Annotated in this window: 17 protein-coding genes; 16 read left to right on the forward strand and 1 reads right to left on the reverse strand. The window is 36.5% G+C overall.

The features are described from left to right. Positions 1-13: 13 nt before the first annotated feature. From AQF98_RS22300 to AQF98_RS18475, 4 genes are all read left to right on the forward strand, one after another. Complete coding sequence (locus AQF98_RS22300) at positions 14-355, forward strand: twin-arginine translocase TatA/TatE family subunit (protein WP_055133433.1); 342 nt, start codon at positions 14-16, stop codon at positions 353-355. A 32-nt stretch (positions 356-387) separates the two neighbouring features. Beyond that, positions 388-588, forward strand: coding sequence for a twin-arginine translocase TatA/TatE family subunit (locus tag AQF98_RS18465; RefSeq protein ID WP_055133434.1), 201 nt, complete (start codon positions 388-390; stop codon positions 586-588). A 119-nt stretch (positions 589-707) separates the two neighbouring features. Beyond that, positions 708-2,132, forward strand: a complete 1,425-nt coding sequence (gene gatA, locus AQF98_RS18470; protein WP_055133435.1) for an Asp-tRNA(Asn)/Glu-tRNA(Gln) amidotransferase subunit GatA — start codon at positions 708-710, stop codon at positions 2,130-2,132. Positions 2,133-2,170: 38 nt separating this feature from the next. After that, a complete protein-coding gene (locus AQF98_RS18475; protein WP_055133436.1) occupies positions 2,171-3,580 on the forward strand; it encodes a lytic transglycosylase domain-containing protein in 1,410 nt (469 codons plus the stop codon). A 32-nt stretch (positions 3,581-3,612) separates the two neighbouring features. Here AQF98_RS18475 and AQF98_RS18480 read toward each other — a convergent pair whose 3' ends face one another. Then, complete coding sequence (locus tag AQF98_RS18480; RefSeq protein ID WP_055133437.1) at positions 3,613-3,819, reverse strand: helix-turn-helix domain-containing protein; 207 nt, start codon at positions 3,817-3,819, stop codon at positions 3,613-3,615. 182 nt (positions 3,820-4,001) lie between these two features. Here AQF98_RS18480 and AQF98_RS18485 point away from each other — a divergent pair, with 182 nt between their 5' ends. The 12 genes from AQF98_RS18485 (at position 4,002) to feoB (ending at position 26,028) form a co-directional block, all read left to right on the forward strand. Then, positions 4,002-4,265, forward strand: a complete 264-nt coding sequence (locus AQF98_RS18485) for a hypothetical protein (protein ID WP_055133438.1) — start codon at positions 4,002-4,004, stop codon at positions 4,263-4,265. Between the two features lie 5 nt (positions 4,266-4,270). Continuing rightward, positions 4,271-5,707 (forward strand): TlpA disulfide reductase family protein, encoded by a 1,437-nt coding sequence (locus AQF98_RS18490; RefSeq protein ID WP_055133439.1) that lies wholly within the window; start codon positions 4,271-4,273, stop codon positions 5,705-5,707. Positions 5,708-5,847: 140 nt separating this feature from the next. Continuing rightward, on the forward strand, positions 5,848-6,291 hold the full coding sequence (locus tag AQF98_RS18495) for a hypothetical protein (protein WP_055133440.1): 444 nt from the start codon (positions 5,848-5,850) through the stop codon (positions 6,289-6,291). 337 nt (positions 6,292-6,628) lie between these two features. Next, the gene (locus tag AQF98_RS18500) at positions 6,629-8,947 is read left to right on the forward strand and encodes an NADP-dependent malic enzyme (protein WP_055133441.1); all 2,319 of its coding nucleotides are present in this window, start codon (positions 6,629-6,631) and stop codon (positions 8,945-8,947) included. A 6-nt stretch (positions 8,948-8,953) separates the two neighbouring features. Continuing rightward, entirely contained in the window at positions 8,954-9,538 is a 585-nt protein-coding gene (gene ruvA, locus AQF98_RS18505; protein WP_055133442.1) for a Holliday junction branch migration protein RuvA, read from the forward strand. A gap of 4 nt (positions 9,539-9,542) precedes the next feature. Continuing rightward, positions 9,543-16,721, forward strand: a complete 7,179-nt coding sequence (gene sprA, locus AQF98_RS18510; RefSeq protein ID WP_369816943.1) for a cell surface protein SprA — start codon at positions 9,543-9,545, stop codon at positions 16,719-16,721. A gap of 79 nt (positions 16,722-16,800) precedes the next feature. Further along, a complete protein-coding gene (gene gcvH, locus AQF98_RS18515; protein WP_055133444.1) occupies positions 16,801-17,181 on the forward strand; it encodes a glycine cleavage system protein GcvH in 381 nt (126 codons plus the stop codon). A 3-nt stretch (positions 17,182-17,184) separates the two neighbouring features. Next, on the forward strand, positions 17,185-17,592 hold the full coding sequence (locus tag AQF98_RS18520) for a VanZ family protein (protein ID WP_055133445.1): 408 nt from the start codon (positions 17,185-17,187) through the stop codon (positions 17,590-17,592). Positions 17,593-17,855: 263 nt separating this feature from the next. Continuing rightward, positions 17,856-20,654 carry an outer membrane beta-barrel family protein gene (locus tag AQF98_RS18525; RefSeq protein ID WP_055133446.1) on the forward strand — a complete coding sequence of 933 codons (2,799 nt, stop codon included), beginning with the start codon at positions 17,856-17,858 and terminating at the stop codon, positions 20,652-20,654. A gap of 132 nt (positions 20,655-20,786) precedes the next feature. Then, positions 20,787-23,636, forward strand: a complete 2,850-nt coding sequence (locus AQF98_RS18530; RefSeq protein WP_055133447.1) for an outer membrane beta-barrel protein — start codon at positions 20,787-20,789, stop codon at positions 23,634-23,636. 54 nt (positions 23,637-23,690) lie between these two features. After that, positions 23,691-23,906, forward strand: coding sequence for a FeoA family protein (locus AQF98_RS18535; RefSeq protein WP_055133448.1), 216 nt, complete (start codon positions 23,691-23,693; stop codon positions 23,904-23,906). A gap of 13 nt (positions 23,907-23,919) precedes the next feature. Next, positions 23,920-26,028: a ferrous iron transport protein B gene (gene feoB / locus AQF98_RS18540; protein ID WP_055133572.1), complete on the forward strand. Its 2,109-nt coding sequence runs from the start codon at positions 23,920-23,922 to the stop codon at positions 26,026-26,028. Positions 26,029-26,030: the final 2 nt, after the last annotated feature.

The raw sequence follows: 26,030 nt of genomic DNA on the forward strand, positions 1-26,030 counted from the left end.
AAATAGATTAGAGATGTATTCAGGCACATTATTAGAGTTCTTAAACATGGGTGGAGGTGAGATTATGCTCATCGTTTTGGCCATACTTTTGTTATTTGGAGGTAAAAAATTACCAGAATTGGCAAGAGGTTTAGGAAAAGGGATTAGAGAATTTAAAGATGCTTCGGAAGGAGTGAAGAGAGAAATCCATCGGAACATAAATTCCGTAGATACAGAAAACGAAGTAAAAGAGGAAGAGAACCATGCGCAGCGTCATCATCCAACAGAAGAAGAGACAGCTGTAGAATCAACCCCTGTTGAAACTAAAGCAGAAGCTACTCCCGAAGAAACAAAAAACAAGGAATCGTATTCCTAATTTAAAGAATTAAAAAACTTAATATAGACCCAATGGTACAACCAACATTTCTAATAGCCGGCCTAGGTACAGGTGAAATAGTATTAATCGTATTAGCACTTTTATTATTATTTGGTGGTAAAAAAATTCCTGAACTAATGCGTGGCTTAGGTAAAGGCGTAAAAGAATTTAAAGATGGTAAAGATGGCGTTGACGGTGTTGACGGAACTCAAAATGGAAACAAACCGCTTTAATTAGCGGCTGTTTTTCATTAATAGCACATTTTTTACCGACGATAAAGCAACAATGATTTAATCAATTACTTTTTGTAGTTTAAATAAATCGACCATACTTTATCTTTTAAATTTAAGTTTTGAAGAAATATACCTCTTTAACAGAGATACAAGGAAGACTTGCGCAAAAGCAGCTTACTGTACCAGAGTTAATCGCTTATTACTTTACACAGATAGAAAAAAATCAACACCTCAATGCTTTTAATGAGGTGTTTTTTGATTCTGCAAAAAAGCAGGCAGAATTGGTGCAACAAAAAGTAGATAATGGAATAGCTGGTAGATTGGCGGGTATGGTTATCGGTATTAAAGATAACATCTGTTATATTGACCACCAGGTTTCTGCTTCTTCAAAAATGTTGGCCGATTTTGTGGCACCCTATTCAGCAACTGTGGTAAGCCGTTTGTTGCAAGAAGATGCCGTGATTATTGGCAGACTGAACTGTGATGAATTTGCGATGGGTGGTTCTAACGAAACTTCTTATTATGGCCCAGTTAAAAATGCAGCAGACGAAGAAAGAGTTGCAGGAGGTTCTTCAGGAGGTTCGGCTGTAGCGGTACAAGCAGATCTCTGTTTAGCTACTTTGGGTACAGATACCGGAGGCTCAGTTCGCCAACCAGCCGCTTTTTGTGGTTGTATTGGTTTTAAGCCAACTTATGGTCGTATTTCTCGATATGGCGTATTGGCCTATGCTTCTTCATTCGATCAGGTGGGTACCTTAACTTCCTCAGTTAGTGACGCAGCCCTATTGTTGGCAGTACTTTCTGGGGCAGATGATGCTGATAGTACGGTTTCTACCCTTCCAGTACCAAATTATACGCAAAATCTTGGTGCAGGTGGAACAAAAAAAATAGCGGTTTTAAAAGAAACCATCGAAAATGAGGCCCTAGATCCAGAAATTAAATCAGCGATTTTAGCTTCAATAGCAAAATTTAAATCGCAGGGGCATGTTGTTGAATATGTATCCTTTGATCTTCTTGATTATTTAGTGCCAGCTTATTATGTATTAACTACTGCAGAAGCTTCGTCAAATCTTTCGCGTTATGATGGGGTACATTATGGCTACAGAAATACCCAAGCCCAAAGTTTAAATGAGCTTTATAAAACCTCAAGGGCCGAAGGTTTTGGCGAAGAGGTAAAAAGAAGAATTTTACTCGGAACCTTTGTGTTAAGTGCAGGCTATTATGATGCCTATTATCAAAAAGCACAACAAGTAAGGAGATTAATCAGAGAAAAAGTAGAAGCTTTATTTGTAGACTACGATTTCTTATTGAGTCCTGTAACTCCAACTCCAGCCTTTAAAATAGGCGAAAATATCCAAGATGCATTGGTAATGTACATGGCAGATATCTATACGGTTTTGGCGTCACTGGCTGGTATTCCGGCAGTTGCCTTGCCATTGGGCAATAATGCTGCAGGTTTGCCGTTAAGTGTTCAGTTAATGGCCAAACACTTTAACGAGCAAGAGTTGCTCAATTTATCACATCGTTTTTTACACGAAGTTTAGCTAAAATCTCTTAACTTAGATTTTTTGCCCAACAGCCTATGAGAAGAATAGTACTAACCACATTAAGTTTTCTAGCAATTTTTACTGCTGCTGCTCAAACTCCAAGAAGAACTGCACAAACAGATTCGATTTTAAAAAACATGACTACGGCATCTCGTTTTGATACGGTTGCTGTTCCGGTTATTGATAAACCACTGGTTTTTAACCAAAATTACATCTATAAATTACGTTTGGATTCAATTGCCAAAACAGTGCCATTGAGTTACAATGAATATGTGCAAAGTTTTATAGATATCTATAGCAGACGTAAAGACATGATGGGCAAAATGTTGGGTCTTTCTCAATATTACTTCCCTATTTTCGAAAAAGCGCTTAAGGCTTATAACATCCCTGCCGAGATTAAATACCTACCCATTATCGAATCTTCGATGAACCCGCACGCTATTTCAAGAGTTGGTGCAACGGGTATGTGGCAGTTTATGTTTGGCACAGCCAAGGCTTATGGTTTAAATATGGATAATTTTGTTGACGAGCGCAAAGATCCTATTCAGGCAAGCTATGCTGCTGCGGCTTATTTTAGAGATGCCTACGAAGAGCTGGGCGATTGGCTGTTAGCCATTGCGGCCTACAATTGCGGAAAGGGAAATGTAACCCGTGCTATGGAAAAGGCTGGCTCTAGAGATTTCTGGGAAATCCGTCCATTTTTACCAAGAGAAACCAGAGATTATGTGCCGGCATTTATTGCTGCGGTATATGTAATGCATTATTCAAATACACACGATATTGTAATGCAAACGCCAGCTATCAATTATAAAACAGATACAGTACTGGTTAACCGTTTTGTGGCATTGGCCGATGTGGCAAAGGCCATCAACCATGAAGAAGCAACGTTGTTTGGCTTAAATCCATCTTATAAAAAGAAGATTGTAAATGGCACAGATCAATTGCCTAAAAGAATAATCCTGCCTAGGGTTGAGCAAGTTAATTATGCTAAACTTTTTGAGGTATTGAATGCAGATATTGAGGTTGATAAAGAAATTGTACTGGCCTCTACAGATGATGTAAGAGATTTGAGGAAAAAAGGTTTGGCCAATAAAAGTAAAACGGCTATTGCTAAAACAAATATCCATAAAGTTAAACTTGGACAAAACTTAACAATAATTGCTAATCTGTACAAGGTAGAAGTACAAGACTTAAAAGTTTGGAACAATTTAAAAGGTACAACGGTTATTCCTGGCCAACAATTAAAGGTACATGGTACAGTAAAAGAGGAAGCTAAAGCACCCCTTAAAGCAACCTATATTACTTATAAAGTTAAAATTGGAGATACCTTATCTGGCATTGCCGAAAAATTTGATGGCGCAACTGTAGCAAATATCAAAAAGATCAACAAACTAACAAAGGCAAGCATCCAAGCTGGCATGGTATTAAAGATCAATAAAGGATAAGTTTTTGCAAGCGCAGTTTTACTGCGAAATTTTCATATTTCATCTAGCATTTTAATCAATACAGGTAAATCCATACTGTATTCGCCAGCTATTCTTTTTAGTTGAGAGAAGGTCAGGTCAACCTTGCCATTTTCCCATGATGAGTAGGTCGTTCGATCTATATTGAGTTTTTCTGCAATTTGTTGTTGTGTATAACCTCTAGTTAAGCGCAATTGCTTCAGCACTTTTTTGGTATTCATATTAAATGTTTTAGATAGGTAGGCTTAAGTTAATCAATTAAAGCTATTTATTGAGGATGTTAGAATAAATCGCAAGATGTGCGGATTTCAATCGTAAACAGATGGGCATAATAATTTAAGTTTACCTGAACAACTTAAGGTTGTTTTTAGCTGTTTGAAAAACAAAATTTAAAATCTATGCAATGAAAAAATTAAATTTACTGAGTAAGGGCGAAATGAAAAATGTAATGGGTGGTGTTGAAGAATTTGGCGGTAAGTGTAGGGTAAAATACACTTCACCAGATTTGAAATATCCTGCGTACATGCCCCAGAATTTTAGTGGTTCCTGTGTTGACCAACAAGTACAGGCTCAGATCTATTGTATTAATTTTTTGGCAGGTAGAAATGAAAGTGGAGATCATTGTTATTATGATTGTGCCTGCGACGGGTCTAATCCAAACTTTTAACTATAATGAATGCTGTTTACAGCATTCATTATAAATTTTTAAATATGACTAGATCAATTTTATTATTTTTATCATTATTTATGATCTGGTCATTCAGTGTCAATGGTCAAAAAAAACAGTCAATGATCATCTATCCCGATGAAGTACCGATTATTTTAAGTTCTACATACAATTTTAATCAGACAGTAAAAAAGAGTGTAGATTTTAATGGTGTTAAAGTTTCGAAAATTGCGATAACAATAGATAGACCAACCCATTTGTATTACATTAATTCGAGCATAAATGAGGGGCGCATTTTTTTTGATAATTATAGTTCTATTGTAATGCCTGGAGATTCGCTCATATTTATAGATGAAAAAAGAGTCAAATACTCCCCTTTTAACAGCCAGTTGATCGATAGTCTTCTTTCTATGGATCTAACTTATGATTTACTATCGACTGACAGAAAGAAATTGATTGCCCAACAATCCTTAAAAGATCGGGTTCAAAACATAGAAACTACGTATCAGCAAAATGATGAAAAAATTGGGGGGTTAAAATTAACCGACAGCCTAAAAAAAGTATTAACTGATTTTAATTATATTCTGAAATGCAAATCAATTGTAGGAATTAAAACGCAGAGTTTAACCGTAAAAGAGCAAAAAACGATTGATAGTTTATACAGAAACATATCGGTAAACTACAAACAATTAGAGCAGATCAACTCACCTTTTGCTGTAACTATCTATCATCGTTTGATGGCTCGATATTTAACATCTTTAGGTATACCTGATGATAAACTTATAGATAACTTTGATAAGCTTTCTAGATTTCCTTTTCTTACAGCCTATTTGAAATTGTCATTATATGGAGCTAATGAGAGTAGTCCAAAAGAAAGAGACAAATTGTTTGTTGCTATTGAAGCTGCGAAATTGGCTAATAGCGAATTGACAAAGCTATATCTTGAACTAAAAAATAAAAGACCAGTATTTGAAAACAAGATTTTGCCCAATTTGGATCAAATTTGGTTAACCAACCAGGCCAATCAAAAAATATCGCTAGCTACTATTTTAGCTAAGCATAAAGGTAAAGTTTTACTGGTCGATTTTTGGGCAAGCTGGTGTACGCCATGCAGGAGCGAGTTGCCTACCTTCGTTAAATATAGAACCAAGTATAAAAATCAACACATTTCTTTTGTTAATTTCAGTATTGATGTAGACCAAAAAGTAGCCGATTGGGAAAAAGCCATCATAGAAGAAAAAGAAATGAACAATCCCAACCAATTTCGATTGATAGATTGGAAAAATTCTACTTTGACAAAGCTTATAGACTTACGAACAATACCCAGATATATCATCATAGATGACAAGGGGAAAATTCTAAATTCCGAATTCTTAAGACCATCAGATCCTCGATTTGAAGAGGAACTTAAAAAATATATTCCCGCAGAATCAAAAAAATAAAGATCATTTAATGATGGAGTATTTATCTCTACGAATAGGCTTAAGCTTGTTATTGGGAATGTTAGAATAAATCGCAAGATGTGCGGATTTCGAGCATCGAATTAAAGGTCAATTGATTTAGATTTACTGTTTTAATTGCAATGACTCAAGAAATTCAAGAGCTAATCGAAAAAATAGGACAATCAACTATCTATAATATTCCGGTTAATAATTGGGACAAAGTAGTGGTTGAATTTGTGGGTTTGTCAACATACAATGAACTAGTGGCCAATTATTTTGTAAACGAAGTAAAAGGAAGATCGTTCGATCCCAATTACCCGGGTACACCTCCATTAGAAAGAGTTCATCGAAAATTTGTAAAGCTTAGGCAGAAAATGTATGCTTTAGCCCCCGAAAAAGGTGCATGGTATTCAGTAAGGATGGAGATTAATGCTGATGGAGATTTCACTCTGAACTATAACTATGATGAGCGACCAGATTTTGAAATTGAACCCGATCAAGTAGAATATCGGATAGATCTAGAAAAGTTTCCAAGAGAGAAGAGCCTAGTGCCTAGCTGGCTTACAGCAATTGTCAATTCTTAAAGAAAAAACTCATTTAATATTTTTTTCTACATAATAAAGACCACAGCACTGTTTAAATATGCGAATTTGTATTCGCCCTTGCTTGCCACTGCGCTAATCAATGGGTGATATTGTACCCCAATTACTAGTTTAAGCGCACAAAGACTAGATAACATAAGTTAAAATAGATCTTAGATTAGTGCTCTTTTTGCCTTGATTGCTGTCCCTAGCCATTGCTTAGGGCAAGCCGCCTTTTCTTGTGCTATAAAAGTGCTTTGCGATACCATCGTTACAGATAAAAAACAAATTTATAACGAGGAAAATAATTGTAACTTTGCCCGTTACCAAAATGTATTTTATGAGTAAGACGAATAGAAAACAAGACGCTTTAGATTACCACTCGCAAGGGCGGCCAGGCAAAATTCAGGTTGTACCTACCAAGCCATATTCTTCGCAAAGAGATTTAACGCTGGCCTACTCGCCAGGAGTAGCTGAGCCTTGTTTAAAAATTGCCGATAACACAGAAGATGTATACAAATACACTGCTAAAGGCAATCTAGTTGCGGTTATTAGTAATGGTACTGCAGTTTTAGGGTTGGGAGATATTGGCCCCGAAGCAAGTAAGCCTGTAATGGAAGGTAAAGGTTTGTTGTTTAAAATCTTTGCAGATATTGATGTATTCGATTTAGAATTGGATACCAAAAATGTAGATGATTTTGTTAAAATTGTTAAAGCTTTAGAACCAACTTTTGGCGGAGTAAATTTAGAAGATATCAAAGCACCAGAATGTTTTGAAATTGAACGTCGCTTAAAAGAGGAAATGAACATTCCAGTAATGCACGATGACCAACATGGTACGGCAATTATATCTGCTGCTGCATTATTGAACGCTTGCGATTTACAAAAGAAAAAAATAGATAAAGTTAAGATTGTGGTAAATGGAGCTGGTGCGGCCGCAATTTCTTGTTCTCGTTTATATGTGTCGTTAGGCGCTAAGAAAGAGAACATTGTAATGTGCGATAGAAGTGGGGTAATCCGTAGTGACAGAGGCAATTTAGACGATATCAAAAAAGAATTTGCTACGCCAAGAAACCTCAATACTTTGGCCGAAGCGATGAAAGATTCTGATGTATTCATTGGGCTTTCATCTGCAGATTGTGTTACCGTTGAGATGTTGAAATCGATGGCTAAGAGCCCGATCGTTTTTGCCATGGCCAACCCAAATCCAGAGATTGCTTATGATCTAGCCATTAGCTCACGTAAAGATCTGATCATGGCAACTGGTCGTTCTGATTATCCAAACCAAGTTAACAATGTGTTGGGTTTCCCATATATTTTTAGAGGAGCTTTGGATGTAAGATCAACCAGCATTAACGAGGAAATGAAAATTGCTGCAGTTCGTGCCATTGCCGAGCTAGCCAGAAAATCTGTTCCAGAGGCTGTAAATATGGCCTACAACGAAAAGAATATCAAATTTGGAAAGCATTACATCATTCCAAAACCAATGGATTTTCGTTTAATGACCAATGTGTCTATGGCGGTGGCTAAAGCTGCAATAGAATCTGGTGTTGCCCGCAAAGTGATTACCGATTGGGATGCTTATGCAGAAGAACTGAAACGCCGCTTAGGTATGGACGATTCGATTATGCGTGCCATTACCAATAAAGCTAAATCTGCACCAAAACGTGTAGTTTTTGCTGAGGCGGATAATTATAAGATCTTAAAAGCAGCACAAATTGTTAAAGATGATAACATTGCTATTCCAATTTTATTAGGAAATAGAGAGATCATCCAACAAATTATTGCCGAAAATGGCTTAGAGCTAGAAGGTGTCGAAATTATCGAGCCAGCTTTAGAGCCACAAAGAATGGCAAAATATGCTGATTCACTTTTCAAGAAAAGACAACGTAGAGGAGTTACCTTATTTGAAGCCAATAAGCTATTGCGCGATAGAAATTATTTTGGTGCATCAATGGTAGAATTTGGGGAGGCTGATGCGATGATTTCTGGATTGACCAAAAATTATGTGTCAACCATTAAACCTGCTTTGCAAGTTATTGGAACCGAAGAAGGTGTTAATCGTGTAGCAGGAATGTACATGATGATGACTGAGAAGGGTCCAGTATTTTTTGGAGATACCACGGTAAACGTTGATCCAACGGTTGAAGAATTGGTAGACTTAACCTTATTGTTAGAAAAATCAGTAAGTAAGTTTAACATTCAACCACGCATTGCACTACTTTCTTATTCTAACTTTGGGTCTAATGAGGGTATCGTTCCAGAGAAAGTAAGAAAAGCAGTGAAAATTTTACATGAGAAACATCCAAACATTGTTGTTGATGGAGACATGCAAGGGAATTTTGCCATGAACAACGGTTTATTGAAAGATAATTTTCCTTTCAGTCGTTTAGCAGATGCACCTGCAAATACATTAGTTTTTCCTAACTTGGAGTCTGGAAACATTGCCTATAAACTTTTACAAGAATTAGGTGGTGCAGAAGCTGTAGGTCCAATTTTATTAGGTCTAAAAAAACCTGTTCATATTGTTCAATTAGGGAGTTCTGTAAGAGAAATCGTAAATATGGTTACTATTGCAGTATTAGATGTGCAGGCAAAAGAAGAAACTGCAAATTCGACAAAAAGAAGAAGTATTTTAACTAGAATAGCAAAAAAATAAAAACAGATGTTTGCGTATATTGATGGTAAATTAACATTTAAGTGCCCAACCTATATTGTGGTAGAAGCCGGAGGCGTTGGTTATCACATCAATATATCGCTAAACACCTACTCGGCATTAGGTGCTGAAGAAAGGTGTAAAATTTATACATGGTTACATGTAAAAGAAGATGCACATACGCTATATGGATTTGCAGATGAAGGAGAAAGAAGGTTATTTTTACATCTGATATCTGTTTCGGGTATCGGACCAACAACATGTAGAATGATGCTCTCCTCTATTACACCAGTAGAAATACAAAATGCAATTATAAAGGCAGATGTAACATTAATACAACAAATTAAAGGAATAGGTGCAAAATCTGCGCAAAGGATTATATTAGAATTACAGGATAAGCTGAAGAAAGAAGGACCAGATACTTTAATTTCTATGCCTCAACATAATACAACGAAAGATGAAGCGTTATCTGCTTTGATCATGCTTGGATTTGGCAAACAGGTTGCAGAAAAGGCCATCGACAATGCTGTTAAAAAAGCTGATCAGGATTTAACAGTAGAACAAATGATTAAAATAGCTTTGAAGAATATATAACTAACTGCGCTTGACAAACAAATTAACTCTCCTCACTCTTTTATTTTTTGTTTTTGCTGGAACTGTTGCCATCGCTCAGGTTACACCAACGAAATCAACAAGTGATTCCGCAAAAAATTCATTTAATGTACGCGAAAAACAGCGACTTGGCCTACGTACGTTTAATAGTCCGTTTATCCATCTGCCAGAAAATATCAAGCGTGAAGTAACTTACGATGCCGTAAATAAACGCTATGTAATTACCGAACGTATTGGCGATCGATTGTTCTCGCAACCACAGTATCTAACGGTAGAGCAATACCTGCGCTTGGTGAATAGTGAGATCAAACGTGAGAACTGGAGACTCTTATCTAATGCCGAAATAGCAGAAGTAAGAAAAACCGGAATTATTCCACCCGTAAAGATAAACAGTAGAGTTTTTGAGAAAATATTTGGGGGTACCACCATCGATATCCAACCGAGGGGAGAGGCTGAACTTACATTTTTGGGAAGGATCAATAAAAATGAGAACCCATTATTTAACGAACGCCAAAGGGTACAAAGCAATTTTGATTTCAATCAACGTATCCAAATGGATGTAATTGGTAACATTGGTACCAAGATGAAAATCAACATGAACTACAATACAGAAGCTCAGTTTGATTTTGAAAACCAAATTAAATTAGACTATACTGGGGGTGCTGATGATATCATTAAAAAAATTGAAGCGGGTAATGTAAGCTTGCCTTTAAACAGTACTTTAATTAATGGTACACAATCTTTATTCGGGGTTAAAACGCAATTGCAATTTGGTAAACTGAATATTGCAGCGGTATTTACCCAACAAAAATCACAATCTAAAGAAATAAAGCTCAACAATGGCGCCCAGCAAAATGAGTACAGATTTAGCGGGAGTGATTACGAAGCCAATAAACATTACTTTTTAGCGCAGTACTTTAGAGACAACTATAATAAATCATTGGCCAATCCACCAACCATTCTATCAGGGATATTGATTACCAAAATAGAGGTTTGGATTACCAATAAAACGGGTAATCCACAAGATTCTAGAGATGTATTGGCCTTTTTAGATTTGGGTGAGAATAAACCACACAATACCGGTCAATTTACTGGTGGTGGTTCGGTGTTGCCTTCGGGTTTTGCCAATCCATTGTTCCCTGCACAATCTAACGATCTATTTGCCAAATTAGCTGCAGGCGCACCAGATTCAAGATCGACCAACTCTAACGATGTCATCAACTATTTTCAGGCCAACGGAGGAACAGATAACTTTGCCAAGTTAACCTATGCCAGAAAATTAACCGAAAGAGAATATAATTTCCAACCGCAACTCGGTTACATTTCCTTAAATAACCCATTAAATGCAGATGAGGTTTTAGCCGTATCTTATCGTTATACCTATAATGGAGTAGAATATCAAGTAGGAGAGTTCTCAACAGATATCGCTTTTGATCAGGCTAAACCAAAAGTATTATACAGTAAGCTATTAAAGAACGAAACCATCAAGACCAATTTACCTACCTGGGATTTGATGATGAAAAACATTTATTCTATTGGTGGATATCAGATTAGCAACCAAAATTTTAAGCTTGATATTTTTAGGATTGATGATAAGACAGGGATAGAAATGCCTATCATTAGGGAGGGGAATAAAATAGCTTTAAAGCAATACATCTCTCTAACCAATTTAGATCAGCTGAACCAACAGAAAGAACGTAAGCCCGATGGTGTTTTCGACTTTGAGGCAGAGAATAAACCTTTTAGTAACAATCAGAACCCGCAAAATAATTTCCCAGGTTCTTCGTCATCTTCTGGTACTGGCTTAAGCAGCTTGATTAACAATACCAATAATGGTTATGTAACGATTGATCCTTTAAACGGACGATTGATATTTCCATTGATTGAACCTTTTGGTAAAGATTTAGCCGCAAAATTTGATTTGCCGGGCGAACAAAGCTTAGCAGATAAATATACCTACCCCGAGTTGTATACTTCAACAAAAGTAGATGCACAACAGTTGTTCAGTAATAAAAACCTATATATTGTAAAAGGAACCTATCAATCTGAAATTTCATCAGAATTTTCTTTGAACTCAATTAATGTTACCGAAGGCTCGGTAAAAGTATTTTCAGGAACTATTCCACTCCAAGAAGGGGCCGATTTTACAGTAGATTACCAAGGCGGAAGAGTGAAAATTATCAATACCGCATTATTGGCTTCTGGTCAACCAATTAGAATAACTACAGAGAACAATGAGCTTTTTGGTTTACAACAACGTTCACTTTTTGGTACCCGCTTAGATTATAAGGTGAATAATAAACTAACGTTGGGCGGTACTTTCATGAACCTAACGGAGAAGCCGTTAACGCAGAAGGTTAATTACATGGAAGAGCCAATCTCTAACTCTATTTTTGGTTTAGATGTCAACTACAGCTCGCCGTCTAGATTTTTAACCAAGTTGGTAGATAAACTTCCATTTATTTCTACAAAAGCACCATCTAGTTTTACTTTTTCTGGAGAATATGCACAATTGATCCCAGGGCATCCGAGTGCTATTAACGCCACAGGAGAAAAAGGTGGGGCTAGTTATTTAGATGATTTTGAAGCCTCTCGTTCGGTTATAGATTTAAAAAGTGCTATTCCTTGGCAATTATCAGGTACGCCACAACTATTTCCAGAAGCCCAGTTGGTAGACAATTTGGAATATGGTTACAACAGGGCTAAAGTTGCTTTTTATAATATAGATCCAATATTCTATAACAGAGGTGGTGTATCAACATTGCCTTCAAGTATAAGAAATAATACCAATGAGCTTTCTAATCATTATGTGAGAGAGATTGTTGAACAGGAAGTATTCCCTTTTAAAGAAACAAGTACGGGCCAGTCTACCATATTACCTACTTTAGATATTGCCTATTATCCATCACTTCGTGGTCCCTATAACTTTACGCCAAACGGCTTTAGTGCAAATGGAAATTTAAACAACCCAAAATCTAAATGGGGTGGTTTAATGAGAAGAATAGATATCAATGATTTTGAAGCCCAGAATATAGAGTACATCGAATTATGGGTAATGGATCCTTATATGTATAAACCGGGTTCGCAAGGCGGAGACCTGTATTTCAATCTAGGAAACATCTCCGAAGATATCTTGAAAGATGGTAGAAAATCGCTTGAAAATGGTTTGCCAGCAAATGAAGACCCAAATAAATACGATGAAACAAATTGGGGAAGGGTAGCCAAACTGCAACCTGTTGTACAGGCTTTTGATAACGATCCAGCAGCAAGAAAAGCCCAAGATGTAGGTTTGGATGGTTTATCTAACGCAAACGAGCGAGTTAAATTTGCAAGGTTAATTGCACAGATCAAAGCTCAGCTCAATCCAGATGCAGCACTGGCATTTGAGAATGATCCATCATCTGATGATTACTCTTATTTTAGAGGAGGCATTTTAGATCAATCTAATGCAGGTATTCTAAAAAGATATCAAAACTATAATGGAACCGAAGGAAACTCTAAGACATCGCAACAATCTTTAGATGAGTTGGGTCTTGAAAATTCAGCTTCTACTTCGCTTCCAGATGGCGAGGATATCAACAGAGATAACAACATGACCCAGTCTGATGAATACTTCCAGTATAAGGTATCTATGAAACCAGGCGATTTAGTTGTGGGACAGAACTTTGTAACAGATAAAGTAGTATCATCGGTTAAATTAGCCAATGGTAACATTCAAAATTCAACTTGGTATCAAATCCGTATCCCTTTGGCACAATACCAACAAAAAGTGGGTGGTATTCAAGATTTTAAATCTATCCGTTTCATGAGGATGTTCTTGACAAATTTTGCCGATACTGCCGTGCTTAGATTTGCCAAAATCCAATTGGTAAGAGGAGAGTGGCGCAAATACAATGCAAAAAATGAAAGCAGCCAAGTCATTGCAGATCCTTCATTATTGCCAGCCAACCCTGATAACTCTACAATAGAAGTAGCTACGGTTAATATTGAAGAAAATGGTAAACGTGCGCCAATCCCTTATGTTGTGCCGCCAGGTATTCAACGAGAACGTGATTTTAGCAACTACCGTGGAGATACCCGTCAGAATGAGCAGTCGTTAGCGGTAATTATCAAAAACCTAAAAGATGGTTATGGTAGGGCTGCTTTTAAAACTGCCATTAACGACTTTAGATCGTATAAACGATTGGAAATGTTTATCCACTTAGAAGCCATTGGCGGTTCAGAACTGTCGGATAATGATGTAAGTGCCTTTTTACGTATCGGAACAGACAATCAAGATAACTATTACGAATACAACCAACCCTTAAAAGTTACCCAACCAGGTACGAGCGATCCTTATGCCATTTGGCCAGACCAGAATAAAATGGATATTGAGTTAGAGTTGTTCCAAAAAGCAAAATTGGCAAGAAATAATGCCCGAATTGCTGGTGGAGCACCATGGCCTATTAATGTTCCTTTTACTTATAGCGATGGAAAAAATACCATTATTGTAAAAGGACAACCAGATATGAGTAAAGTGAGGGTGTATATGTTGGGTTTAAAAAATCCATTGCGTAACCAGGCTTCTCCTGCAGGTGATGATGGGCTAGATAAAAATGCACAGGTTTGGTTTAACGAATTAAGGCTAACAGAATTTGATGAGCGTGGTGGTTGGGCGGCTACTGCCAGAATGAATGCAAAGTTGGCAGATTTTGCAGATCTGAATGTTTCGGGAAGCAAATCGACTATTGGTTTTGGTTCATTAGAAAAAAGAGTGAGCGAAAGGAATAGAGCTGATAATGCATTTTTTGATATTTCATCGAGTATGGAGTTGGGCAAGTTCTTGCCAAATAAAACAGGCATTAAAATTCCAATGTATGTGAGTTACTCCAAACAGGTAATTACGCCACAATATGATCCACGTACACCAGATATCGAGCTCAAAAATGCACTGAATGCTGCTACAAAAGCGCAACGAGATTCGATACTTAACTTTGCACAAGACTACACCACCAGAAGCAGCATTAACTTTACCAATGTGCGTAAAGAACGTACAAACCCTAATGCAAAAGTAAGGTTATGGGATATCGAAAACTTTAATGTATCCTACTCGCAAACTAAATTTGCTCATAGAGATTTTGTAAACGAAAACAGTATTCAACATACCTATAGAGCTTCATTAGCTTATAACTATTCGGGTACACCAAAAAATTACCAACCGTTTGATAAGATCATCAAATCGAATACCCTTAAATTATTGAAGGATTTTAACTTCACATTGTTGCCAAGTTCCATTAACTTTAGGTTGGATGTAGATCGTTTTTACGCAGAAAATACTTTGCGCAATAACGATCCGAATAACTTCATTCCAATTAATACCACCTTCAATAAAAACTTCTTAGTTTCGAGGATATATGGTATTGCATGGAATTTAACCAACTCTTTAAGTCTTGATTTTGATGCCACAAACTACTCTATTATCGATGAGCCAGATGGCAGGATTGAAGGATTAAAAAGAGATACTTTATGGCAGAACCTGAAAACTTTAGGCCGTACTACAAACTACAGTCACAATGTGAATGTTACCTATAAACTTCCGATTGATAAGATTCCAGGCTTAGATTGGGTTTCGGTGGCTACCACGTATGGTACCAACTTTAACTGGCAAACAGAACCATTATCTACATTAAGAGACCCTAACATCAACTTGGGGAATACCATTCAAAACTCTAGAATTATCCAAGTTAACCCAACACTAACCATGACGGGTTTGTACAATAAACTTGGCTTTATGAGAAAAAGTTTAAACAAGCCAGATTCGTTGCGTAATTTCTCTGATGTATTGTTAGGGTTATTTACGAGTATAAAAAATATCAATGTTAATTTTAACCAGACCAAAGGCACGTTCTTGCCTGGTTATTTACCACGCACCAAATATTTCGGAATAGATAATGTTACCGGTGCACCTGGTTTAGGTTTTGTGTTCGGTAGCCAAAGAGATATTAGAGAGATGGCATTAAACAATGGCTGGTTAACCAGAGATGAGTTGCAGACACAGTTGTACATTAATACCTTAAGAGAAGATTTTCAGTTAACCAGTACAATTGAACCTTTAAGAGATTTAAGAATTACCTTAAGTGCTACAAAAAATAGAACCTTAAACTATTCTACTAACTTTAGATACGACAATAGTATCAACTCATTTAGAAATTTAAGTCCAACTACAACTGGTGATTATAGTGTATCGTTTATGACCTTGGGTACTGCATTTAAAGACAGGAATGGAAGTGTGGTATCTAGCTTGTTTAACCAGTTTATGGCAAATAGAGAAACCATTTCTAGAAGATTAGGTGCAGAAAATCCAAATTCTTCGGGCGTTACCAATGGTTTTGCCGATGGTTACAATAAAGATGCACAAGATGTAATTGTTTCTGCATTTATAGCAGCATATACAGGTAAAGATGCAAATTCGGTTAGTTTAAATAGCATGCCTAAAATCCCAATTCCGAACTGGCGAATTACCTATAGCGGTTTAACTAGGATCCCTTACATTGCGGAACGATTCTCTGAATTGAGTTTAAAACATTCTTACAACTCACTCTATAGTGTAAATGGTTTTAACACTTTATTAAAATACGAAGAGAACAAAGGATATGTGAGCAGTAAAGATGTGAACCAAAACTTTTTGCCAAAATTCCAATTTTCGCAGATAAGTATTTCAGAACGTTTTGCTCCACTTATCGGTATTGATACCAGATTTAAAAACAACTTAACTGCAAATTTCGAGATCAATAAAACCCGTTTATTAGCTTTGAGTTTGGCAAATAGCCAGTTGGCGCAACTCTCAGAAAACAACTTGGTTTTTGGTTTGGGTTACCGTACCAACAAATTTAGATTCCCTTTTGGATGGTTTAGCCAGTTAAGAATGGACAACAACATGGACTTTAAATTAGATGTTTCTGTTAGAGATAGCAAGACTGTAATTTATAGAGCCGATGTTAAAGAAGCTGAAGTTTCATCAGGTCAGAAAAACATTACACTAAGACCAAGTGTTGATTATGTACTGAACCAAAGGTTTAACCTAAAAGTATTCTACGATTCGAATATTACCAAACCTTATACCTCACAATCATTTAATACTTCGTTTAGTAACTTCGGCTTTAGTTTACGCATTACGCTTAATTAGCAATTGTTATAAATGCGTTTAATAATTACCTTTGTTACCGATCAATAAAACAAGACATTAAAAAATTAACATAAACAAAATGAATTTTCCATCAGAATTAAAGTACACTAAGGACCACGAGTGGGTTAGCGTTTCAGGTAGCGAAGCTACTATTGGTATTACAGATTTTGCTCAACGTGAGCTAGGTGATATCGTTTATATCGATATTAACAGTGTAGGTACAGAAGTAGCCAAAGAAGAAGTGTTTGGTACTGTAGAAGCAGTTAAAACAGTTTCTGATCTATTTATGCCATTAACTGGTACTGTATTAGAAATTAATAACGATTTGAACGATAATCCAGAACTTGTAAACTCTGATCCTTATGGTAAAGGCTGGATGGTTAAAGTAAGCATTACAGATTTGACAGATGTAGATGGCTTATTAAGTGCCGATGATTACAAGGCTTTAGTAGGTGCCTAATTAATGAACAATTACAAAGTACTAAAATACCAACGCTGGTCTATTGTATGGACTTTCATTATTTTAGTACTTTGTAATATTCAATTGCCAGCAAGCGAAGGAGGCTCAGGCTTCTTCTTTGAAGGATTTGATAAATTGGCGCATTTAGGCTTTTTCTATGTGCTCACCATTTTATTATTTTATGGTAAAATAAAATACCAACATAGTTACCGTTTCCGCTCGTTAACTATTCTAAAAGTCTTGATCATCTCAGCTGTAATTGGTGGGGCAATAGAACTCCTGCAATGGAAAGTATTCACTTATAGATCTGCAGAGTGGTGGGATTTTGGATGTGATATGATTGGAGCCCTAATGGGGGTCTTTAGTTATGTATTATTACACAAGTCGAATTTTAACGAACAAAAGGTTTAATTTCTGGTAACATTATTTTAACAACCTTAATTATAAATCAAATTACATTTAACGCTCATCTCTTTGGCTTCAAACGCCAATACCTGCCTTTAATAGCTATCTAAGATAGTTTTTCAGCCTCCAAAAATCTGGTCAAAAAAAATACTTGTAACGATAAAGTTAGTTGTATTTAAAATGTTACCCATATTTTAACACTTCTTAACAAACTTTTGGAGCTCTCTGTAGTCTGATAGGGTAACTTTACAAAATTATAAATAGTAACAATGAAGAATTTTATACAAAAATCGATACTTATTGCCCTCTTATTCGTAAGTTATTTTGCTGCTGCCCAAACCAAAGGTACAGTTAGCGGTAAAGTATTAAATAATAAAGACAAATCTGGAATTGAATTTGCTTCCATAGCCATCAAAAAGCTATATGGTGATTCGTCTGTGATAGGAACAGGTATTACAAGCAAAACAGGTAGTTTTTCTGTTAGCGATGTGCCAGTTGGAAAATATAGGTTATTCGTGGCCTTTTTAGGTCTAAAATCATTAACAAAAGATTTTGAGCTCAACGCTGCTCAGCCAGGTATCAACTTTGGCGATTTGGGCATGGAAGATACAGGTGTAGATTTGAAAGAAATTGAAGTTAAAGGAGAGATCCCTCCAGTTAAAGTTAAAAAAGATACCTTAGAATTTAATGCTGCTGCTTTTAAAGTAAAAGAAAATGCAGTAGTTGAAGATGTATTGAAAAAACTACCAGGTGTTGATGTAGCTAAAGATGGTAGCATTACTGCACAAGGAGAAAAAATATCGAAAGTAAGAGTAGATGGTAAAGACTTTATGGGTAACGATCCATTATTGGCTACAAGAAATCTACCTGCGGATATGATTGATAAAATCCAGATCATCGACGACATGTCTGACCAGTCTAAATTCTCTGGTGTGGATGATGGTAACCGTGAGAAAATTATCAATATCACTACAAGACAAGATAAAAAGAATGGCTTTTTTGGGAATAGCACTGCTGGTTATGGTCAGGATAGTGATAAAGAAGATCGTTATGATGTGAATGTAAACATTAACAAATTTAAAAACGATCAACAAATGTCGTTATTGGGCCAATTCAACAATGTAAATAAACAAAGCTTTGGTGGTGGCGTTACTGGTGGCGGTGGCGGCGGCCGAGGTGGAAACTTTGGCGGTGGCGGCGGTGGTCAACAACAAGGGATCACAACTACCAATATGGTTGGTTTTAACTATGCTGATGTATATAAAAATGGTACTACTTTTAATGCAAGTTATAACTTTAACAAAACCTCATTATATAACGACCAACATAGCTTTACTCAGAATTTATTAGGTAATACAACTACTACCAATAGAAATGATTTAGAAAGCACAACTAACCGTTTAAACCATAGGTTGAATTTTACCTTGGATACTAAGTTAGATTCTACCATATCATTTAGATTACAACCAAACATTACCTATACCAAAAACGACGGATTGAGTGAAAGCCAATATACAAGAGAAGTATTAAATAGCTCTACAAAAGGAGAGCAGCGTTATGATACAAAATCAACTTCCCCTTCTATTAATAACAACTTGTTGATCCGTAAAAAGTTCCAACGTAGAGGTCGTACTTTATCATTGAATATTAATACAAGTTACAATAATAATGATGCCGATAATATCAACTACATTTTAGATAATACAACAATTGGCAGTGTAACTACACCAAAATTAACCAATCAATTGAATGACCAAAACTCAAAATCAATTAGCAACAATGCAAGATTGGTATATACTGAGCCATTGAACAAAACATTGAGTTTAGAGTTGAACTATCAGAATGGTTATGCATTTGATAACCAAGAGCGTTTGGTGTACAATTACAACCCAGTAACAAACAAATTCGACATTAAAGATCCTTTCTATAGCAACGAGTTTGAAAATACAACCTTGACCAATTCGATAGGTTTTAACTTTAACAAAACAGAAAAGAAATACAACTGGCAAATTGGTGCGGCAGTTCAAAATACAGATCGTAAAAATGTAAACATGACAAATGGAAATGTATTTAATCAGAACTTTACCAACATTACACCTCAAGCTCAGTTTAGATATAATTTTAGCAACAATAAACGTTTAAATATTAGATACAATGGTCGTACGCAACAACCAAGTATCAATCAGATCCAACCTATTCCAGATAATACCAATACACAATCAATCGTGTTAGGTAATCCTGATTTGAAGCCTTCATTTACAAATAATTTGTTTGTGATTTATAACAGCTTTGATTTTGCAAGTTTCCGTTCGATGACGTTGGGTGCTATTATTAACCAACAGATTAATGCCTTTGCAAATACAAGTACTTTAATCACAGATCCAACAAGTACAAATTATGGTAAAATTGCACAAGGTTATACCAACGTTGATGGTAACTTTAGTGCAAACGTATTTGGTAACTTGAGCCAACCTATTATCAAAGGCAATAAGCTAACATTACAGGTCAATGCAAGTGGTAATTATGCTAAAAGCACCAACTTTACCAGCTCATTAGAAAATGTAACCAAAAGTTATTCAATTACAAATGGTTATAAGTTAGTTTCGAACTTAGATAAGCTAGATATGAATGCAGGTATTTCAGGAACAATGTTCCGTGATACTTATTCAGCTGCGCAAAATAGCAATGCAAGATATTACACGTTAACCCCAAGTATCGATATTAGTTATTTATTGCCAGGAAAGGTGCGTATACAAACAGATGTAAACTACAATAAGGTTACTGGTAGAGGTGCTGGTTTTGATACAGAATATACATTGATGAATGCTTATATCAGTCGTCAGTTCTTTAAAAACAAAGGTACTTTCAAGCTTTCTGTAAATGACTTATTAAACCAAAATACTGGAGTAACACGTAGTGGTGGTTCTAACACAATTACCGACTTAAACTTTAACGTATTGAAACGTTACTACATGCTTTCATTTACCTATTCATTAGGTAGCATTGGCGGTAGAAGCATGGGTGGTATGCAAATGCCAGGCCAAGGTGGTCAAAGAATTAGAATGTAAGCTTAACCTATAATGTGATAAAAGGCCGTCAGTTTTGATGGCCTTTTTTATTTGTAATAAAAACTAAAATAATAGTTTGAAATCTACTATATATTTAGTTTATTTGTTTAAACGAATCAAACTAAACCAACCATGAAACTATTCTATTTTAAATTTTTACTCCTATTCTCTTTCCTGCTCGTAGCTTCTTTTGCGTTTGCCCAAAAGGGAAATGTTAAAGGAAAAGTAGTGGATGCCCAAACCAAAAAACCAATCGACTACGCTTCTTTTGCCTTTAAAAATGTAAAAGATTCTACGGTGGCGGCTATGGGCGCTACCACTACCGAGGGACACTTTTCTGCAAAGGCACTAGCATTTGGACAGTACAAACTCTACATTGCGTTAATTGGGTACAAACCAATAATTAAGGCTTTTGAGTTGACCAAAGAAAAACCGGCTGTAGATTTTGGCAATATAGAAATGGATGAAAGTGCTATTACCTTAAACGATATTTTGGTTAAAAGCGAGTTGTTACCCATGATTATTAAAAAAGATACCATAGAATTTGCTGCCGATGCTTTTAAAACACAAGCTGATGCCAATGTAGAGGATTTGCTAAAGGTAATGCCAGGTATGGAAGTAGATAAAGATGGGAACATTAGTTTTAATGGGAAAAAAATCGACAGGGTTTTGGTAGGTGGAAAAGATTTTTTTGGCAACGACCCCAAAACAGCTACCCAAAACTTACCGAAAGATATTGTTAAGAAAATACAAGTAATAGAGAAAAAAACAGATGATGCCATTTTTAAAGGAATAGATGATGGCAAGCGGGAAAATGTATTGAACATCGAATTAAAAGATGATAAGAAGAAAGGCTATTTTGGAAATGCCTTGGCAGGTAAAGCCAATGGAAGTCTGTACGATGCCTCGTTCAACCTGAACCGTTTCAATGACAAACGCCAGATCTCTATTATCAGTTTGGCCAATAACATCAATAAAACGAGCTTCTCTTTCAACGATTTGTCCGACTTTTTAGGTGGCGATGTATTTGGTTCGGGCATGGTCAATTCAGTATCTATAGATGGTGTAGGTAATGTATCTATGGCTTTTGGTGGCGATGGGCTTTTTGGCGGTGGAGGTGGTGGTATCAATGATAACAAAGGGATTGGACTGAACTTTAATGATGAATGGGGAAAGAATAAAAAATTACCCAATAAGATCAGTTTCAATTACATGTTCAACAAAAACTATGGTATCCGTCAAAGTTTAAGCAGCAGGTTAAATTTGTTGGGCCAGGATAGTTATTTCAATGATCGGAATACCGATGCCACCTCAACCAGTATCCGCCATCGTTTGACCATGAGATTGGACATTCCGATAGATTCAACTGCAAAACTTCAGATTACCCCAAATTTTGGACTGAGTACTGCAAACTCCGAAAATATAGCTGTATTTAGTTCTTATACGCAAGCAAGCCAACAAAACATCAATAAAGGAAATTCACTCAATTCGAATGACAATAAAACACCTGGTTTTGGTGGTAGGGTTGCTTTTAACAAAAAACTAAATAAAAAAGGGAGAGGTTATAATATTAGTTTAAATGGTAATTTCAGCAATTCTGCATTAGATGGTTTAAATCTATCCAATATCACCATTAACGATAATGGTGTGCCAACCTCTACTATCCTTAACCAGCTGATCGATCAATCAGGAGATGTAAACAGTTATGGGCTAAACCTTGATTATACTGAACCTCTTACCAAAAAGATTAAACTGAGTGCAAGTTATGGCTATAGTAAAAGAGAAGACATTATAGATAGGATGGTTTACGATTACAATACAGGTACCACTCGTTACGACCTGATCAATGCCGACCTGTCTCGTAGGCTACAAAACTTTAATGAAAGCCACGGCATTGGACTGAATTTAAACATTGTGCCTAATGAAAAGATGAGTTTAAGTATAAATAGCACACAGCGATATGTAGCGCTAAGTGGAGCCAATCTGATGAACAATAAAAATGTAAATACAAATTTTGTGTTGCTCCAGCCCAATTTCTATTTTTCTTATAAAATGACCAAGACATCAAATCTTTCAGTTAATGGAAGCAGGTATATGAATACACCAAGTATTTCGCAATTACAACCTTTAACAGATAATTCAAACCCCTTGCAGATCACTACCGGAAATCCTTTCCTTAAACCTTCGGCAGAGAATTATCTATCTTTAAGCTATAATCGATTTAATGTGAGTTCTGGGAGTAGCATCAATTTTAGTTTAAGCTATTCCAATACTAGCAACAGTATCATCAACAATTCTATGTTAGACCCTAAAACCGGTATCCAAACTACGTTTTATGACAACATTGATGGCAATAGCAATTTTAGCGCAAGGCTGTCTGGAAGTGTTAGGGTAAAAAGTTTGGGCCTCACCATCAGTCCTAATTTTAACATTTCTACGTCAAAAAATACATCTTTTTTAAATAGAGCGCAGGTTAAATCGTCGGCAGTATCCTATAATTTTGGTAGCGCTGTTTATTATACCATTGGCTCAGATCTACAGTTCTCTAACCGGATCAATGCCAGCATTAGAGACATTAGTTACGATTACAACAATTTACCAGATGCGAGATTTACCTCGGTGTTCAACAACCTAAGTTTGATGACGAGCTTGCCTTACGATTTGCGTTTTACACTGACCAGTAATGTAACTTACAATGCCAATGTATCTTTAGGTGCAAATAACAATACCATACATACGGCAAATGTCAGTTTTGAGAAACTATTCCTAAAAAAATCATTGAGCCTAAAAGCTACCGTTTCTGATGTGTTTAACAATAGCAGAAACAGCAGTAGATTTGCGAGTGATACCTATATTCTCGAAAGTGTAAATCTAGGTATGCGTAGGTATTTCTTAATGGCAGTAACTTATAGGCTGAAAAAATTCGGGGCAGCAGCGGCAGGTGGTATACCGGCGCCACCACCAATGATCCGATTTAACTAGTCTCTTATTTGGATTTAATATAAATAAAGGGTAAATTGCGCCATAATTTTAATCATGAAGCTATCACAATTAAATCCCGGAGAACAAGGAACTATCGTGTCATTTACAGACTTAGAAATGTCGGTAAAGTTGATGGAAATGGGCTGCTTGCCAGGTGAGGTTGTGGAAGTTGAGCGTTTCGCCCCATTGGGAGATCCTATTGCTATTCGCGTTGCGGGTTATCAATTGTGTTTACGTAAAAGCGAAGCTGCTGTCATTATAATTCAATAGTACCTTGGCAGATATTAGAGTTGCATTAGTTGGTAATCCAAATACCGGAAAATCTACCCTCTTTAATTTATTAACTGGGTTAAATCAGAAAATTGGTAATTTTCCAGGAATCACCGTAGATAAGAAAACAGGTTTTTCGAAACTACCAAATCAGAAAATAGCGGAAATCATCGATCTTCCTGGCACCTATAGTTTATATCCAAAAAGTAAGGATGAAAGCATTGTCTTTCAGGTACTGGCCGATCAAAACAATCCAAGTCACCCCGATATGGTTGTATTGGTTGCTGATGCCACCAATTTACGTCGTAACCTATTGTTATGTGCTCAAGTAGCAGATTTGGGTTTACCGATGTTATTGGTGCTCAACATGACGGATATGGCCAAAAAGGAAGGGATCGAGATTGATGCCAATAAACTGGCAGAGCGATTAGGGATCCAAGTGGTAGCCATTTCTGCCCGAAAAAATGAAGGATTAGAAGTACTCAAAACTGCTATTGCTAACACCTCTACAGTTTGTACCCAAGTAACCAGCATTGATGTAGCCGTATTCGCACCAGAAGCGATTAATGCTGTTAAGCAAAAAATCAATACCACAAATGATTATTATGCCTTGCAGGTACTGCATCAGCATGAGCATTTGACATTCTTTACGCCAAAAGAGCAAGAAGAAATAGAAACGATAGAAAAAGAAAATGGTTTCGAATCTTCTAAAATACAAGGTGCAGAAACCATTGCCAGGTATCGTTACTTAAGTGCCATTTTAAAAGATGTAGTTACTGATACTGGTGCAGCAAAGAAATTTAAGATTACAGATAAGCTCGATTCGATCTTAACCAATCGTTTTTGGGGTTTCTTCATTTTTATTGCCATCTTATTCTTCATCTTTAATGCTATTTTCTCTTGGTCTGCCTATCCAATGGAGCTGATTGAAACTTCTTTTATCTGGTTAACAGATTTAGGGCATGCCCATTTACCAGAAGGAGTTTTAACTAATTTGCTGTTAGACGGTGTGTTGGCAGGTTTGGGTGGCATTGTAATTTTTATTCCGCAGATCGCGATTTTATTTGCGTTGATCTCCATTTTGGAAGATACAGGATATATGGCCAGAGTTACGTTTATGATGGACAAGATCATGCGTAAATTTGGTTTAAGTGGTAAATCTGTGGTTCCTATGATTGGTGGTATTGCCTGTGCGGTACCTTCTATCATGAGTGCACGTAACATCGAAAGCTGGAAAGACCGCATCATCACCATTATGGTTACACCTTTGGTAAGCTGTTCGGCCCGATTGCCTGTTTATACTTTACTGATCTCTCTGGTAGTACCGAATAAAATGATCTTTGGCTTTCTAAGTCTACAAGGATTAACCTTGATGGCCATGTATGTGATTAGCATTGTTGCGGCTATTTTGGTGGCTTTGGTCATGAAGTTCATCATTAAGGCCAAAGAGAAATCATACTTTATTATGGAGCTTCCGGTATACCGTATGCCACGTTGGAAGAACGTTATTTTTACGATGTACGAAAAATCTAAAACCTTTGTTTTAGAAGCAGGTAAGGTAATTATTGCCATTTCAATTGTACTTTGGGTATTGGCTAGTTACGGACCAGGCAAACGTTTTGAAAACATCGAACAAAAATACACCACTATTGAGTCGACTTCAAAAGACAGTGTACAATTGGCTTCTTTAGAAAGAGATAAAGCTGCAGAAAAGCTGGAAAACTCTTACGCAGGTATTTTGGGTCAAACGATAGAACCCGTAATTAAGCCATTAGGTTTTGATTGGAAGATAGGCATTGCCTTAATTACTTCTTTTGCAGCACGTGAGGCTTTTGTAGGTACCATGTCTACCATTTATAGTGTAGATAGTGGGGATGAAGATACGGCCACCATTCGCAATAAAATGCGTGATGCCAAAGATCCAGAAACAGGCTTGCCGATTTTTACCTTTGCCACCTCACTTTCACTAATGCTTTTCTATGCATTTGCCATGCAGTGTATGAGTACGGTTGCGGTGGTTTATCGCGAAACCAAATCGTGGAAATGGCCAATGATCCAATTGGTTTACATGACCGCAATGGCCTATGTTGCGAGTTTAATTGCCTATCAATTTTTAAAATAAAT

The organism is Pedobacter sp. Hv1 (assembly GCF_001412215.1).
GTDB lineage: Bacteria > Bacteroidota > Bacteroidia > Sphingobacteriales > Sphingobacteriaceae > Pedobacter.